This is a genomic window from Saccharibacter sp. EH611 (genome assembly GCF_009834765.1).
Taxonomy (GTDB): Bacteria; Pseudomonadota; Alphaproteobacteria; order Acetobacterales; family Acetobacteraceae; genus Saccharibacter.
Genome location: NZ_WVHP01000001.1, coordinates 1 through 13489, shown reverse-complemented (window position 1 = coordinate 13489; position 13489 = coordinate 1). Strand labels below are relative to the sequence as shown.

Here is a 13489-nt window from a genome sequence, read left to right as displayed (position 1 = left end):
AGAGTTAGTCCATCTTCAGGGCAGCGAGGAAGGCACTTTGTGGAATTTCGACTTTGCCGAATTGGCGCATCCGCTTCTTCCCTTCCTTCTGCTTATCAAGCAGCTTTCGCTTACGGGAGATGTCACCACCATAGCATTTCGCCGTCACGTCCTTGGACATTGCGCCCAATGTTTCACGCGCGATGACTTTGGAGCCAATGGAGGCCTGAATGGCGATCTTAAAGAGCTGACGTGGAATGAGCTCCTTCAGCTTCGCACAAATAGCGCGCCCGCGCGTTTCGGCAGCGGAGCGATGGGCAACGAAGGAAAGTGCGTCAACAGGCTCGTGATTAACGAGGATAGAGATGCGCACAAGGTTGCTCTCTTCGTAGCCGTCCATTTGGTAGTCAAACGACGCATAACCGCGTGAGAGGGATTTAAGGCGGTCATAGAAATCGAACACCACTTCATTGAGTGGCAGGCGATAGACGGCCATTGCGCGATTGCCCACATAAGTGAGGTCGAGCTGAACACCACGGCGTTCTGTGCAGAGTGTAAGCACAGGGCCGAGATAATCATCTTGAACCATGATGGAGGCTTTGATCCAAGGTTCTTCAATATGCGCAACCTGGGAGAGGTCAGGCATATCAGCAGGGTTATGGAGCTCCTCTACTGTGCCATTAGCATGGTGGAGTTTATACACCACAGAAGGCGCAGTCGCGATAAGATCGAGGTTAAACTCACGCGAGAGGCGTTCTTGGATGATCTCAAGATGCAGCAGCCCGAGGAAGCCACAACGGAATCCAAAGCCAAGAGCCGCTGAAGTTTCAGCTTCAAAATGGAAGGACGCATCATTGAGGCGCAGCTTGGCAAGGCTGTTGCGCAGCTTTTCGAAATCATCAGCGTTAATAGGAAAGAGGCCGCACCACACAACAGGCACAGAGGGCTTAAAGCCGGGAAGAGCTTTCTCTGCTGGGCGATTATCGAGGGTGATCGTATCCCCGACATTACAATCGGCCACCGCTTTAATGGCGGCGTTAATATAGCCGATCTCGCCAGGGCCCAATGAGTCAACGGGGGTCATTTTTGGATGGAACACACCAACCTGATCGACATGGTATGTCGCACCCATCTGCATCATACGGATGCGGTCACCCTTTTTGACGCGTCCTTCTTTAATGCGAACAAGCGTAATCACGCCAAGATAGGTGTCATACCAACTATCCACAAGAAGGGCTTGCAGGGGAGCTTCTGCATCCCCTTTCGGTGGCGGAAGACGGTGGACGAGCGCTTCCAGCACGCCTTCAATATTCAGGCCGGTTTTGGCGCTAATATCAACCGTTTCATCAGCGGGGATTCCCACGACGTCTTCAATTTGGTTGCGTACGCGCTCTGGCTCGGCCGCAGGAAGGTCGATTTTGTTCAGGACAGGCACAATCTCATGATCAGCTTCAATCGCTTGATACACATTGGCCAGAGTTTGGGCTTCGACCCCTTGGGAGGCATCGACAACTAGAAGGGAGCCTTCACAAGCGGCTAGAGAGCGGCTGACTTCATAAGCAAAGTCTACATGGCCGGGCGTGTCCATGAGGTTTAAGGTGTATATGTTCCCATCCTTGGCAGGATAGGTCAGACGCACCGTTTGGGCCTTAATGGTAATGCCGCGTTCTTGCTCAAGCTCCATAGAGTCGAGCACCTGACCTTTCATCTCGCGAGCAGTCAGAGCGCCACAGGCTTCAATAAGCCGGTCAGCGAGAGTGGATTTGCCGTGGTCAATATGGGCAATGATCGAAAAATTGCGGATCAGGTGAAGCGGTGTGTCGGTCATGGCGGCTATATAAGCGATTCTAAAAGCTCTGTCAGCATGGCGTTTGCGCGATAGGCCTTAACGCCATGCTGATGGCAATGAAAGAGTCCGTTTTTTAACGGTCTGTTAAGCGAAACTCAATCCGTCGATTATGGGCGTAAGCTTCTGCTGTACTGCCGGAATCAAGAGGTTGAAAGTCTGAAAAACCCGTGGCGGCGAGATGACGGGGGTCGATCCCTTCAGCAATGAGCATTTTGACCACCGTAATCGCACGCGCTGAAGAGAGCTCCCAATTGCTGGGGAAGGCCGTATGAATCGGCTGTTTGTCCGCATGGCCGTCAACACGTAAAATCCACGGAATATCGGTCGGAATCGTGGCTGACACGTCATGAAACGTGCGGGCAAGGGTGCGGATTTGCTGTCTGCCTTGTTCACTTAGAGCGGCACTGCCGGGTGGAAAGAGAATTTCGGACTGGAAGACAAAGCGATCCCCGACAACGGTGATGCCAGATTGGTTTTTGAGAAGGTCATGCAGCCGTCCAAAAAACTCAGAGCGATATTTTTTGAGCTGATTGATTTTATCCGCTAGGGCGAGATTCAGCTTTTTATCTAAATCAGCAATCTGCTCATCTTTGCTTTGTGCTTCTTTTCTTTCAACATCTAGGGCTTCAGCGATGGTCTGAAGCTGCCGGGTGAGTTCAGCAACTTGTGCAGAGAGGGAGCTGATTTCGCCAGATTGTGCTGTTTGCAAGCTGCTGGCAGAGCTATTGGTTTCGGCAAGTTGACGTTCTTTATCCTGTAGGGTGGATTGTGCTGTTGCAAGGGCGGCTTCTTTAGCGTGATAAGCGTTCGTTAAAGCCGCATTGCTCGCGCTAAGGTTCTTCGCTTGCTGTTGGCTGAGAGAGAGCATGTTGGCCAGACGGCCAACTTCTTGCTTGAGTGTTTCAAGTGTATGCTCACGTTGTGTCATTGCGACGGACAGAAATTGTTGCCCAACGACAAAGACGAGCAACACAAACGTGACGACCATAAGAAGGGTCGAGAGTGCGTCAACATAGCCGGGCCAGACGTTAAGGCTGGATTGTGAGCGTTTGCGCCGGGCCATGGTTAGTCCTCCCGTGACAGAGAGCGTTCATGGTGTAAGTCGCTACGCAAGCCAGTCAGTTCGCGTTCAATTTGCTGAAGAATTTGAGGGGTTGCTGGGTCATTATAGCGCTGCTCACGGACGGCTTTTGTCAGCTCTTTGAGAGCGTTCAGAATGGCAGCTCGGCTTTCTTCAGCGTCATGAGCATTTTTGCGCAACATCGAGATATTCTGCTGAAGCAGTGAAACGTTCTCGGTGGTGAGGCGCATAAAGTCCTGCACGCGCGGGAGCCATGTTTCCATCGTTTCTGACAGAGTGGCGAGTTCGGCTGGGTCAGACAAAGAGGCGCTGGGACGTGATGGCGCCCCTTCTACGCGTGTAATTCCTGCAAACCATTCCTCAATATCATTAAAGAAACGTGTCTGCGCTTGGCCTGTTGTCAGGTCTAAAAAGCCCAATACGAGAGCACCAGCAAGACCAAACATAGAGCCTGAGAAGGCTGTCGACATGCCACCTAATGGCTGCACTAAGCCCGTTTTAACATGGTCGAACATAGCGGTGAGGTCACTCCCGCCGGAAGGCATGCCGCCAATAACGTCAGCGATCGAGCGCACCGTTAGAAGCAAACCGTAAAACGTGCCGAGCAGACCGAGGAAGACTAGAAGTTGCGTTATGTAGCGTGAGATTTCACGGCCTTCATCCATACGCGCTTCTAAACTATCAAGGAGCGAACTCGTCGTCTGGGATGACAAAGAGAGATGCGCGTTGTGCTCCCGCCGTGCTGTGATGATGCGAGCCATGGGGGCGAGGAGGCGAGGCGCTGGAGGGAGGCTCAGTCCAGAACGATTTTGTTGGAGGCACTCAATCCAGCGTACTTCGGGGAAAAGGCGGAACGTGAGGTGGAGGTTCCAGGCAACGCCAATCAGGAGGATGGCGATGATGGTGCCATCAAGTCCTGGATTGGCCATAAAGGCATGGATAAGCATCGGGTGCAGCGCATACGCAAGACCCACAATAACGACCAAGAAAAGGCCCATACGGACTAGATAACGCGTGGGGCGTGTCACGGCGTTGGTGCTCCTTGTTTGTCAGAAGAAAACGTATCGGGTGCTGCAACAGATGTTGGGGCAGGGCCAGTCTCAGGATTGGCATCCACCGCGATATCCAGTCGGTCAGCAGGATCGTGATCAGTAGGGTCGGGACGGCCTTGCGCAACTGGATAGATACGCGTGCTCGCAATGCCACTACGAATAAGGATAGAACGAACAGCTAAGGCCCGCACCAGCGCAATTCGCCGTGGCATGGAGGGTTCGTCTCCCGGCAATGTCGCTACACTATGGAGAATGAGTCGTTTGGTTGGTTGGTCGGCAAGCTCTTTTCCAAACTGGCGCAGCGCATCAATCGTGGCTTCATCCATATCTGTTGAGGAAGAGGCGAACTCAATGCGCGGCCCTTGGCCTTCGCGCGTGATAAAGTGGCTTTGCGCGTTTTTGCTGGGTTTTATCTCGTCGGGAGGAACAGCTGGATGAGTGGGGATTGGTGTAAAAGGAGAAGCGATGACAACCTGAGCGGGTGCCTGAGGTGGAACATCTAAAGAGCGCGAATAACCTGACGGCGTAGGAGTTGGCGGGGGTGTCTGCTTCTGTGCCGCTGGTGTGTGAAGCGCTCTGTGCTGTGTGGAAGAAACGCTTTGATGGGGGGGGGGCTCGGAGGGCAGGGCTCCAAAATTCGTGGAGACCTGCGCATGAAGGCTGTTCAGCGGCATGATCGTGCAAAAAGCCGATGTCAGCAAAAAAAGAGAAAGGGGCAACCTATATGTCATGCCGTTACCCTAGACGAGAGCAATAGCGTCCTGCAATGCTCTTCAGGTGCTATTACTCTCAAAGAACACGGAGGATTAAGCGCCGGTTAACGCCCCATGAACAAGGTCTTTCAATTGGGTATGAAAATGTGGATTTGCAGCCACAATATTCACGTCTTCATCAATGCCGCCAAGCTCACGTCCCTCATCATCGGTGGCGTAACCACCAGCTTCAAGAACAATGATGATTCCCGCAGCGCAATCCCATGGCTTCAGGCCAAGTTCCCAATAGCCTTCATAGCGGCCAGCCGCCAACCAAGCGAGGTCAAGGGCGGCGGCGCCGCAACGACGGATACCGGCGACCTTAGGCATCAGAGAGCCAAGAATACGCCCGAAGGGACGATGGCGCTCAACGGGAACCTTGGCAAAAGGAATGCCGGTTGCGAACATGGATTCGGAGAGTTTGCGACGAGCCGAAACCCGCAAGCGACGTTCATTAAGGAACGCCCCAACGCCTTTCTCAGCCCAGAACATCTCATGGGCGACAGGGTTATACACCACACCCGCGACCAGCTCGACTGTTCCATCAGGGTGACGGCGCTGCAGGCCGATGGAGATGGCCCAATGGGGGATACCGTGGAGGAAGTTGGACGTGCCATCTAGGGGATCGACAATCCAGCGCCATGTCCAGTTATCGCCACCAGAAGCGCCGCTTTCTTCCATGAGAAAAGCATAGCCTGGACGGGCACGGGTAAGCTCTTCACGAATAGTGTTTTCAGCGCGCATATCGGCCTGAGAGACAAAGTCTCCCGGGCCTTTAATGCTCACCTGAAGTTGTTCGACCTCTGCAAAATCACGCAACAGAGAGCGCGCTGCTTTCTGTGCCACATTTTGCATGACCGTCATATGAGGAGAGAGGCGCATGGATCAGTCCTTAGCACGCTCAACGTAAGAAGCATCATCGGTACGGACAACGATGCGCTCACCAGCGGCAACGAAAGGGGGAACCATAACTTTCACGCCATTGGAAAGCTTGGCAGGTTTGTAAGAAGAGCTGGCTGTCTGGCCTTTAACAACAGGGTCAGCTTCAGCAACTTCGAGAGTAACTTGTGATGGAATGGTCGCCCCAACTGGGTCGCCTTCAACCAGCTTAATGCCGACTTCCATATTGTCTTGCAGGAATGGGAGCTGATCACCCAGAATATCCTTAGGCAGCATGGTCTGCTCAAAGGTTTCAGGATCCATGAGAACGATGTTGTCGCCATCCATGTAAGAATAGATGTAGTCTCTATCTTCTGTGATCAAACGCTCAACGGTATCAGCGGTGCGCCAACGTTCGTTGCTTTTATTGCCGGTTTTGATGTCGCGCATCTCAACCTGAATAAAGGCGCCGCCTTTACCGGGGGTCAAAATCTGCTGTTTTAAGACGCTCCAGCGACGACCATTATGTTCAATCACCTGTCCGGCACGGATAAGGTTGGCTTGCTGTTTCATGTCAGCTCCTGATGTGCAATGCAAAAGATCGGTCTATGTTCCCTGCGGCTTCTAGCGGGCAGCGCGAGGGGAGGCAAGATGTTTGGACATTTTGCCGCATGATGCCTTTCGTCTTTCCTCACGTAAAGGAGTGAATAGTTCCGTTTGGTGCTTTCACCTGACGTTGTGGGTTTTTGTCCTCGCTTTGGGGGAGGAGATAGTCAGGGCCGAGCGGTACTTTGCCTTTCCCACCGGGAATATCGACCACGTAGGTGGGCCAAGCGAGTCCTGTAACACGTCCACGCAAATTTGCGAGCAAAGCGCGTCCTTCTTCCACTGGAACATGGAAATGTGCAGTGCCAGGGGCAGGGTCGAGATGGTGGAGGTAATAGGGCTTCACGCGTGCTTTAATAAAGGCGCGGAACAGTTCTTCCAATGCGTCGGCTGTGTCATTCACGCCGCGCAGTAAAACGGATTGCGAGAGAACTGGGATTGCACGGCTAAGGAGCGAGCGCACAGCCAAACGTGCGTCATGGCCGAGTTCGCGGGCATGGTTGGCATGCAGCACAACCCAGACGGAGCAGTCACTCTCTAAGGCATCGAGCAGAGCCGGCGTTAGGCGCTCAGGCGCGGCAACAGGCACACGCGTATGGAGACGGATTGTTTCAATATGAGGAATAGCCGAAAGGCGAGAGATGATCTTTTTCATGCGCCGTGGCGACAGCATGAGAGGGTCGCCGCCTGTTAAAATTACTTCGCGAATTTTTGGGTGAGCCTCAAACCACTGAAAAGCAGTTTCCAAGTCCTCGTCACTAAGGAGGCCTCCACCCGGGCCGACATGCTCACGCCGAAAGCAGAAGCGGCAATAAAGCGGGCAAATTAAGAGGGGTTTAAGCAGCGCACGGTCTTCATAGCGATGCACAACGCCTGGCACGGGAGAGAGTGCGTCATCACCAATAGGGTCAACATCTTCATGAGGTTGCTGAGTGCTCTCGCGTGGGTCTGGGATGACTTGTCGCGCTATCGGGTCGTCTGGATGTTCAATGAGGTTTGAAAAAGCAGGCGGAATGGCCGTCGCGTAATCACGTGCGACGCGCAGCAGAGCCTCGCGTTGATCCGGTGGGACGAGTCCGGCTTGGATGAGAGAATCGGCTGTGCGCAGGGTTCCCTGATGGGGCGTAGATGGAGCATCATCATTCATGATGCGTGCTCTAGCGAACTGTTTTCCCCTTACGCAACCCACTTATGGAGTGGCGCAGCCGAATTGTGTACTATTGTATTTATGACTGTACTGCCTCCTTATGATCATTCGCTAACTGATCGTCTTCCTCTCTTGCGTCGTCGCGCCCGTATGCTGCAAGCGACGCGTGCCTTTTTTGATGGGCGTGGTTATATGGAGGTTGAGACGCCTTACGTTGTGCCAGTCCCGGGGGAGGAAGTGCATCTTCGATGTTTCCGCACGACTTTGGAACATCCAGATGGCACGCATGAGACGCGCTTCCTTCATACGAGTCCAGAATTTGCGATGAAGCGTCTCGTTGCAGGGCTGCACTGTCCAATTTTTCAACTTGCACGTGTATGGCGCAATGGAGAGCGTAGCGCGACGCATCATCCTGAATTTACGATGTTGGAGTGGTATCGCACTGAAGCGGATTTGTCCTCTTTGATGGATGAGACAGAGGCGCTTCTTCATGCTCTTCTGCCGCCTTCTTTGAGGGTAGGAGAAACGCTCCTTGATTTGACCCAGCCTTTTGAGCGGCTGACGATGCATGAAGCATTCTTACGTTATGTCGGAGCAGATGTGCTTCAAACAGAAGGAGACGCGCAAGCTCTCGCGCAGCAAGCACAAGCAGATTTACGAGAGGGAGAGAATTGGGAAGATCTGTTCTTCCGTCTGTTGTTAGAGCGTATCGAACCCCATATCGGGCGTGAGCGTCCAACATTTCTAACTCACTGGCCTTCTGAGCAAGCGGCTCTAGCGCGGCGTGATCCGCATGATCCACGTGTGGCTTTGCGCTTTGAGCTGTATGCTGGTGGTGTAGAACTCGCTAATGCGTTTGAAGAACTTACCGATTCTCACGAGCAGCGGCGGCGTTTTGAGGCTGATCGGCAACGTAGGCTTGCTTATACGCCTGACCAAGACTGGGCCGTGGATGAAGCGTTTTTACAAGCATTGCCGCATATGCCACCGACCTCTGGTATTGCCTTGGGGTTTGACCGTCTTGTGATGCTTGCAACAGGCGCTCCTCGGATTGAAGATGTGCTGTGGTTAAGCTGACGAGAGTTTTAGATGAAATACAAACGATTATCTGTCAGGACAGAAAGATCATACCAGCCAGTATGTTGAGGGCAATCATGCAGAAGATACAGAAACAGCGTTGGGTAAGCAGGACTTTGGTAGGCACAGCAATGCTGTTCGGGATGACAGGCTGCGCTGTTCCTGAGTTGCAGCGTCATTCTGTGCTGCAGTCAATGGTGGGCCAGTCCTCGGTAGAGGTGTTGCGTCGCTTCGGTGTCCCTACACGGAATTACCAGACACAAGGCCATACTTTCTTGAGCTATATCCATACGCAAGAGAATTTCTCCCCTGGGACATGGGGTGGTGATTGGGGTGGTTACGGCTATGGTTACGGTTGGGGGCCGGGTTTAGGTGCATGGGGAGGCGGTATGCCGCCGATGTACTCAACCTCGACGTGTCAGACAACGTTTGAGCTGGTCAATGATCGGGTGACAAGTTGGTCGTTACGAGGAGATGGCTGTTGAAGAGCGGTCTGCCGAAGGGGCTGATGGTTGGTGTATGTATCTTAGGAGGGGGTATCCTGACGGGGTGCCAGAGGCTGCCTGATCGGCAAGATGTATCGAGCGTACGTCCTTCAGGCTATATGCGGCTATTGCCAGAGGCAACCAGTGTTGAGAGCCAATTTGTTCCCCCTAAAGATGGGGATTCACCCAATAGTCGGTCTGCTTACCATGTGCCGCCGACTGTTTCTTATGAAGATCATACGCTGGATGAAAATCTGTCAGGCTCATTGGAGCAAGAGGATTATTACGTTGCTCTTAAAGAAGCAGGGTGGCAGCGTTGGATGCAAGAGGATGGCCCATATACTGTTTTGGCGAGCGCGAATAAGGCCATGGAAGCCTATATGTCAACATGGCCAGGGCATTGGCAGGATGCCGGTAATCATGCTCGGTTAAAGGCTTTTATCGGTCAAACCATTCTTATCGGTCGCTGGGATCTTGCCAAAATCAGACGCCGGGCGCGTTATTACGGTGGTAATGTCTCAGTAAAGACACTTAGTGGAGCGGTCGTTACGTTGCGTCCTCTGCCGTCATCAGGCGAGGTGTTGGTACAAGGCCCTTATGGTCAGACCCGTTTGGTAGGGGGTGATTACTTACAATCTAATGGCGTTCTTTATATGGCCGATTCCGTCTTGCCGTTTGAGCCTTAAGATACAGACTGACAAAGTTATGACGTGGTTTCAGTACGGTGTTTGCACTGGAACTGAGCAAAAACCATTGTCATGTTTCTATAGCTGAATGAGTGACAACAGCTTTTTCATCCAGCATAGAAATCAGCAGAATATTTTGGAGCTTGGCTTTAAGATAAAAACTTATCCAGTGTAGCGAGTAACGCATAATCGTTTTCGTTCCCTCGTAGCGATACACTAAGGAAGTCTGCACCAGCTAGGCGTGCTTCTTGTGCACTTTCTAAAGACGTGACGTTTTCGGCTACAGCGGGAAGCTCGGCCACGAGCGACCACTGAGTGAGGGCAGTCTTCTCTGTTGCTGGGAAGGCAACATAGTCGGCCCCTTGTTCACCAGCACGCATGGCATCATCCAATGTTTGGCATGTGCAACCGGTCTGAAGAGATAACTTCTTCCTATTAAAAGAGGTGGGAACAGCTTTTAGCTCTTTGAGAGAAGGCATATGCACGCCGTCAATATGATCAAGCGGGAGGCTTTCGAGAAGGCGGCTATCCAAAGGTGCGATAATGAGCGCAACATTATGTGGGTATAGGCATTCTGTCAGAGAGTACAGAAGGGCTGGGTCTAGTTTTTGCGAGAGGCAAAGCCGTAATGCCGTAACTGTTTCATATGCCGCGAAAGACGATAGGCGCGGTAAAGCATTCGCTAAGTCGGCATCTGAGAGAATAGGATAAAGATCACAAGGGGTCATACTGGTATGATGTGGCAGATTGGAAGAGAGATGACCAGTCATCAAATAATGTCCTTTACATCAAAGCTTGTTGGTCGCGTTTGGAAGAGCTGTGTATCCGCATATTTTAATAAATCGGATGTAGGGTGACGGCAGACGACTCCTGAAATGCCTGCATGGAGTGCTTGTAAAGCCAATGCACTTGACGCGCCACAATCTAAAATCGAAGGGAGATGGGGGGCGTCTTTAAGGAGGGCAACCCACCATGGAATGCCCAATGCGCAGCCCGCAAACGGTGAAGAAATGAGCGTATAAGAGCGACTTCCTTGTTTCAGCAGAAGCGCGTTGAGTGATTTCTGTGACGAAATGTGAATAAAGGGGGAAGGAAAGAGGCTAAACATGCTTGACGCTGCGTGGGGATACGTCATCCTGACAATTAAACCTTCAAAGACAAGGAAGTAAGCGGAAGTGAGTGTGGAGCAACAACAGACCGAACAGCAAGGCAGTGCCCATTCTATTGACCGTCTCGAAGCGGCGCTAAAGCAGCTTGGCTTTGCGCTAGAGCAGCACGAAAATCAAGCTGAGCTGCAGCGTAAGGCGACAGAAGCGCGTATGACAGCACTCTCTGAGCGTATCAAAACGCTTGAAACGCGAATCACCTCCCTTTTGGGCGAGACTACTGAAACGGAAGAGAGGACATAAGCGATGGCGCAAATTACATTGCCTATTGGTGGGGCTAATTATGTTGTTGGATGCCAAGATGGAGAGGAAGAGCACCTAAAGCATTTAGCTCAGGAGGTTGAGCGACGCTTGGCAAAAGTGCGTGAGAATCTATCGCCAGCTGGAGAAGGGCATGCTCTCTTTTTAACGACTCTTTTGCTTGCTGATGAAATCTATGATCTAGAACATGGCAAAATGAGTAAAGAAGCAGAGAAAGTTCTCAAACGTGCTGAAGCAACGCTGGATGAGAACAAGCGCTACCATACACGCCTTGCACAGGCTGCTGATATTGCAGAGCATTTGGCACAACGGGTTGAGAAACATTCTGAGACGTTGGAAGGCGATAAGGCAGATACGTCTGCACATTCAGAGTAAGTTTCTTTCGCGTGCTTTCCTGAACAGTTCTTGCACTTCGCTATAAGCAGTGCCATATGGTTCGTGGGGCTGCCCGGTGCGTCAGGCAACATCACCCCCGGGCCGATAATTACTTCCTAGGGAACTGGCTCTGTCGTGATCCTGGTCATGTTACCCGGTGCCCACCTGTCTTAGCAGGTCTTGGAAGGGTCGATAGAGGACCAACGGCTGTGGTGGCTCCACATTTTCCTGAAAATATTGAAAAGCGCAAAGGTGCGTTACGCCGAGTGATAAAGGCGCGTCGTGTGCTTCCTCTTCCACGGGAGAGAAATGCCATTATCCGGCGGCTTGCGCGTTTGGTGCGCTTTCTTGAGGGAAGGGCGGTTGCATCGGTGTGGCCGCTTTCGCAGGAAATTGATCTTCGTCCTCTTTGTGCGCAGCTTCATCGCGCAGGCTATGTGGTTGCCCTACCAGAGACACCGCCACGAGGCGAGGCGTTGCGATTCCGTCGCTGGGCGCCGCAGCTACGGTTGCATCATGGGCGTTTTGGGACACTTTATCCAGCAGGTGAGGTGATAACACCGGATATCATCATTGTTCCTTTGTTGAGCTTTGACCGACAGGGCGGACGCTTGGGATATGGTGGCGGATATTATGACCGGACATTAGCCCTCTATCCTCATGCTCCAGCTGTTGGTTATGCTTTGTCCAGGCAAGAGAGTGACGAGGTGCCAATGGACAGCTATGACCAGCGCCTGTCATATATTGTGACCGAACGCGAGATTATTCAAACAACACGGCCTGACCGTAAAGGATAACCATTGAGACTACTTTTTCTTGGAGACATCGTTGGCCGAAGCGGTCGTGAAGCTGTGTTAAAAGGCCTCCCAAGATGGCGTGAAGAGCTGCGATTGGATGCAGTAGTCGTCAACGCAGAGAATGCCTCACATGGTTTTGGATTATCCCCACAAATTGCGCGTGACCTCCTAGAAGGTGGTGTAGATGCCATTACGCTGGGAAATCATACCTGGGATCGACGTGATCTGATTGGACAAATTGACCAGTTCCCTCAGGTCGTGCGTCCGGCCAACTATCCGGCAGGAACGCCAGGGCAGGGCGGATGCGTTGTCGAAGTTTCTCGTGGACGAAAGATTCTCGTAGTGAATGTCATGGGGCGCGTTTTCATGGATGCGCTTGATGATCCTTTTCGTGCGGTTGAAAATATCCTCTCGCAACATCGCCTAGGTGTGAGCGTGCATGCGATTATTCTGGATGTTCATGCCGAAACAACGAGTGAGAAGATGGGGTTCGGTCATCTCTTTGATGGACGCGTCTCGTTGGTAGTGGGAACTCATACACATATTCCAACTGCTGATCACCGGATTCTTCCTAACGGCACGGCTTATCAAACAGATGCCGGTATGTGTGGTGACTATGACAGTGTCATTGGGATGGAAAAAAACAACGCCGTAAGACGGTTGTTGAAGAAAGTACCGACAGAACGCTTTCAACCGGCAATGGGAACAGCCTCTGTATGTGGATTGATGGTCGAAACAGATGATAAAACTGGCCTTGCCGTTAAGGTTTGTCCTTTCCGTCAGGGCGGTGAACTTTCAGCCTATATGCCGGATTTTTAAAAAAATATGACTTTTTTTAAAAAAGGGGGTTGTTGAGTTTTTCTGATGGTGTATAAGCCCATTCACCGGCGGCGCTGGAGCGGAAACGCGGCGGGGTTGACCGGTAGAGATGCTGATCTTTGAAAGTTGAATAGGAAGAGACTGGAAGGGATATATTGGCGGCGTTTTAGTGTTTAGACGCTAGGACGCAAGTGTTGATGTATTCTGACATAGTTTAGATGCTTTGAATGCTTGTGCGTTTTGGTAGGATTGAACGTGAGAGTTTGATTCTGGCTCAGAGCGAACGCTGGCGGCATGCTTAACACATGCAAGTCGCACGAACCTTTCGGGGTTAGTGGCGGACGGGTGAGTAACGCGTAGGAACCTATCCTGAGGTGGGGGATAACACTGGGAAACTGGTGCTAATACCGCATGATACCTGAGGGTCAAAGGCTTTTGTTGCCTTAGGAGGGGCCTGCGTTTGATTAGCTAGTTGGTT

Annotated in this window: 16 protein-coding genes, 1 rRNA gene and 1 other RNA gene; 9 read left to right on the top strand and 9 right to left on the bottom strand. The window is 52.0% G+C overall.

The features are described 5' to 3' along the window. Nucleotides 1-4: 4 nt before the first annotated feature. From lepA to GS535_RS00060, 7 genes are all read right to left on the bottom strand, one after another. The gene (gene lepA / locus GS535_RS00090; protein ID WP_160791696.1) at nucleotides 5-1807 is read right to left on the bottom strand and encodes a translation elongation factor 4; all 1803 of its coding nucleotides are present in this window, start codon (nucleotides 1805-1807) and stop codon (nucleotides 5-7) included. Between the two features lie 94 nt (nucleotides 1808-1901). Continuing rightward, complete coding sequence (locus tag GS535_RS00085; RefSeq protein ID WP_160791697.1) at nucleotides 1902-2891, bottom strand: peptidoglycan -binding protein; 990 nt, start codon at nucleotides 2889-2891, stop codon at nucleotides 1902-1904. Between the two features lie 2 nt (nucleotides 2892-2893). Further along, a complete protein-coding gene (locus GS535_RS00080) occupies nucleotides 2894-3937 on the bottom strand; it encodes a flagellar motor protein MotA (protein ID WP_160791698.1) in 1044 nt (347 codons plus the stop codon). Then, complete coding sequence (locus GS535_RS00075) at nucleotides 3934-4692, bottom strand: OmpA family protein (RefSeq protein WP_160791699.1); 759 nt, start codon at nucleotides 4690-4692, stop codon at nucleotides 3934-3936. Before GS535_RS00075 ends, GS535_RS00080 begins: the two co-directional genes overlap by 4 nt. 75 nt (nucleotides 4693-4767) lie before the next feature. Further along, complete coding sequence (locus tag GS535_RS00070) at nucleotides 4768-5595, bottom strand: inositol monophosphatase family protein (RefSeq protein WP_160791700.1); 828 nt, start codon at nucleotides 5593-5595, stop codon at nucleotides 4768-4770. A 3-nt stretch (nucleotides 5596-5598) separates the two neighbouring features. After that, the gene (gene efp / locus GS535_RS00065; protein WP_160791701.1) at nucleotides 5599-6165 is read right to left on the bottom strand and encodes an elongation factor P; all 567 of its coding nucleotides are present in this window, start codon (nucleotides 6163-6165) and stop codon (nucleotides 5599-5601) included. A gap of 118 nt (nucleotides 6166-6283) precedes the next feature. Further along, entirely contained in the window at nucleotides 6284-7345 is a 1062-nt protein-coding gene (locus tag GS535_RS00060) for a lysine-2,3-aminomutase-like protein (protein WP_160791702.1), read from the bottom strand. Nucleotides 7346-7426: 81 nt separating this feature from the next. Between GS535_RS00060 and epmA the strand changes: the two genes are divergently transcribed. From epmA to GS535_RS00045, 3 genes are all read left to right on the top strand, one after another. Beyond that, entirely contained in the window at nucleotides 7427-8422 is a 996-nt protein-coding gene (gene epmA, locus GS535_RS00055; protein ID WP_160791703.1) for an EF-P lysine aminoacylase EpmA, read from the top strand. A 131-nt stretch (nucleotides 8423-8553) separates the two neighbouring features. Continuing rightward, the gene (locus GS535_RS00050; RefSeq protein ID WP_160791741.1) at nucleotides 8554-8907 is read left to right on the top strand and encodes a hypothetical protein; all 354 of its coding nucleotides are present in this window, start codon (nucleotides 8554-8556) and stop codon (nucleotides 8905-8907) included. Beyond that, entirely contained in the window at nucleotides 8904-9593 is a 690-nt protein-coding gene (locus tag GS535_RS00045) for a fasciclin domain-containing protein (RefSeq protein ID WP_160791704.1), read from the top strand. The genes GS535_RS00050 and GS535_RS00045 overlap by 4 nt, the downstream gene beginning before the upstream one ends. A gap of 149 nt (nucleotides 9594-9742) precedes the next feature. Here GS535_RS00045 and GS535_RS00040 read toward each other — a convergent pair whose 3' ends face one another. Further along, on the bottom strand, nucleotides 9743-10363 hold the full coding sequence (locus tag GS535_RS00040) for a thiamine phosphate synthase (RefSeq protein WP_160791705.1): 621 nt from the start codon (nucleotides 10361-10363) through the stop codon (nucleotides 9743-9745). Continuing rightward, nucleotides 10363-10728, bottom strand: coding sequence for a hypothetical protein (locus GS535_RS00035; protein ID WP_160791706.1), 366 nt, complete (start codon nucleotides 10726-10728; stop codon nucleotides 10363-10365). The genes GS535_RS00040 and GS535_RS00035 overlap by 1 nt, the downstream gene beginning before the upstream one ends. 40 nt (nucleotides 10729-10768) lie before the next feature. Here GS535_RS00035 and GS535_RS00030 point away from each other — a divergent pair, with 40 nt between their 5' ends. From GS535_RS00030 to GS535_RS00005, 6 genes are all read left to right on the top strand, one after another. Then, nucleotides 10769-11002 carry a hypothetical protein gene (locus GS535_RS00030; protein WP_160791707.1) on the top strand — a complete coding sequence of 78 codons (234 nt, stop codon included), beginning with the start codon at nucleotides 10769-10771 and terminating at the stop codon, nucleotides 11000-11002. A gap of 3 nt (nucleotides 11003-11005) precedes the next feature. After that, on the top strand, nucleotides 11006-11395 hold the full coding sequence (locus tag GS535_RS00025; RefSeq protein ID WP_160791708.1) for a cell division protein ZapA: 390 nt from the start codon (nucleotides 11006-11008) through the stop codon (nucleotides 11393-11395). A gap of 63 nt (nucleotides 11396-11458) precedes the next feature. After that, nucleotides 11459-11618: non-coding RNA, 6S RNA (ssrS, locus tag GS535_RS00020), on the top strand. Continuing rightward, nucleotides 11605-12192 (top strand): 5-formyltetrahydrofolate cyclo-ligase, encoded by a 588-nt coding sequence (locus GS535_RS00015; RefSeq protein WP_160791709.1) that lies wholly within the window; start codon nucleotides 11605-11607, stop codon nucleotides 12190-12192. The genes ssrS and GS535_RS00015 overlap by 14 nt, the downstream gene beginning before the upstream one ends. Nucleotides 12193-12195: 3 nt before the next feature. Beyond that, nucleotides 12196-13011 carry a TIGR00282 family metallophosphoesterase gene (locus tag GS535_RS00010; RefSeq protein ID WP_160791710.1) on the top strand — a complete coding sequence of 272 codons (816 nt, stop codon included), beginning with the start codon at nucleotides 12196-12198 and terminating at the stop codon, nucleotides 13009-13011. A gap of 251 nt (nucleotides 13012-13262) precedes the next feature. After that, nucleotides 13263-13489: ribosomal RNA gene (locus tag GS535_RS00005) — 16S ribosomal RNA — on the top strand; the annotation flags it as partial.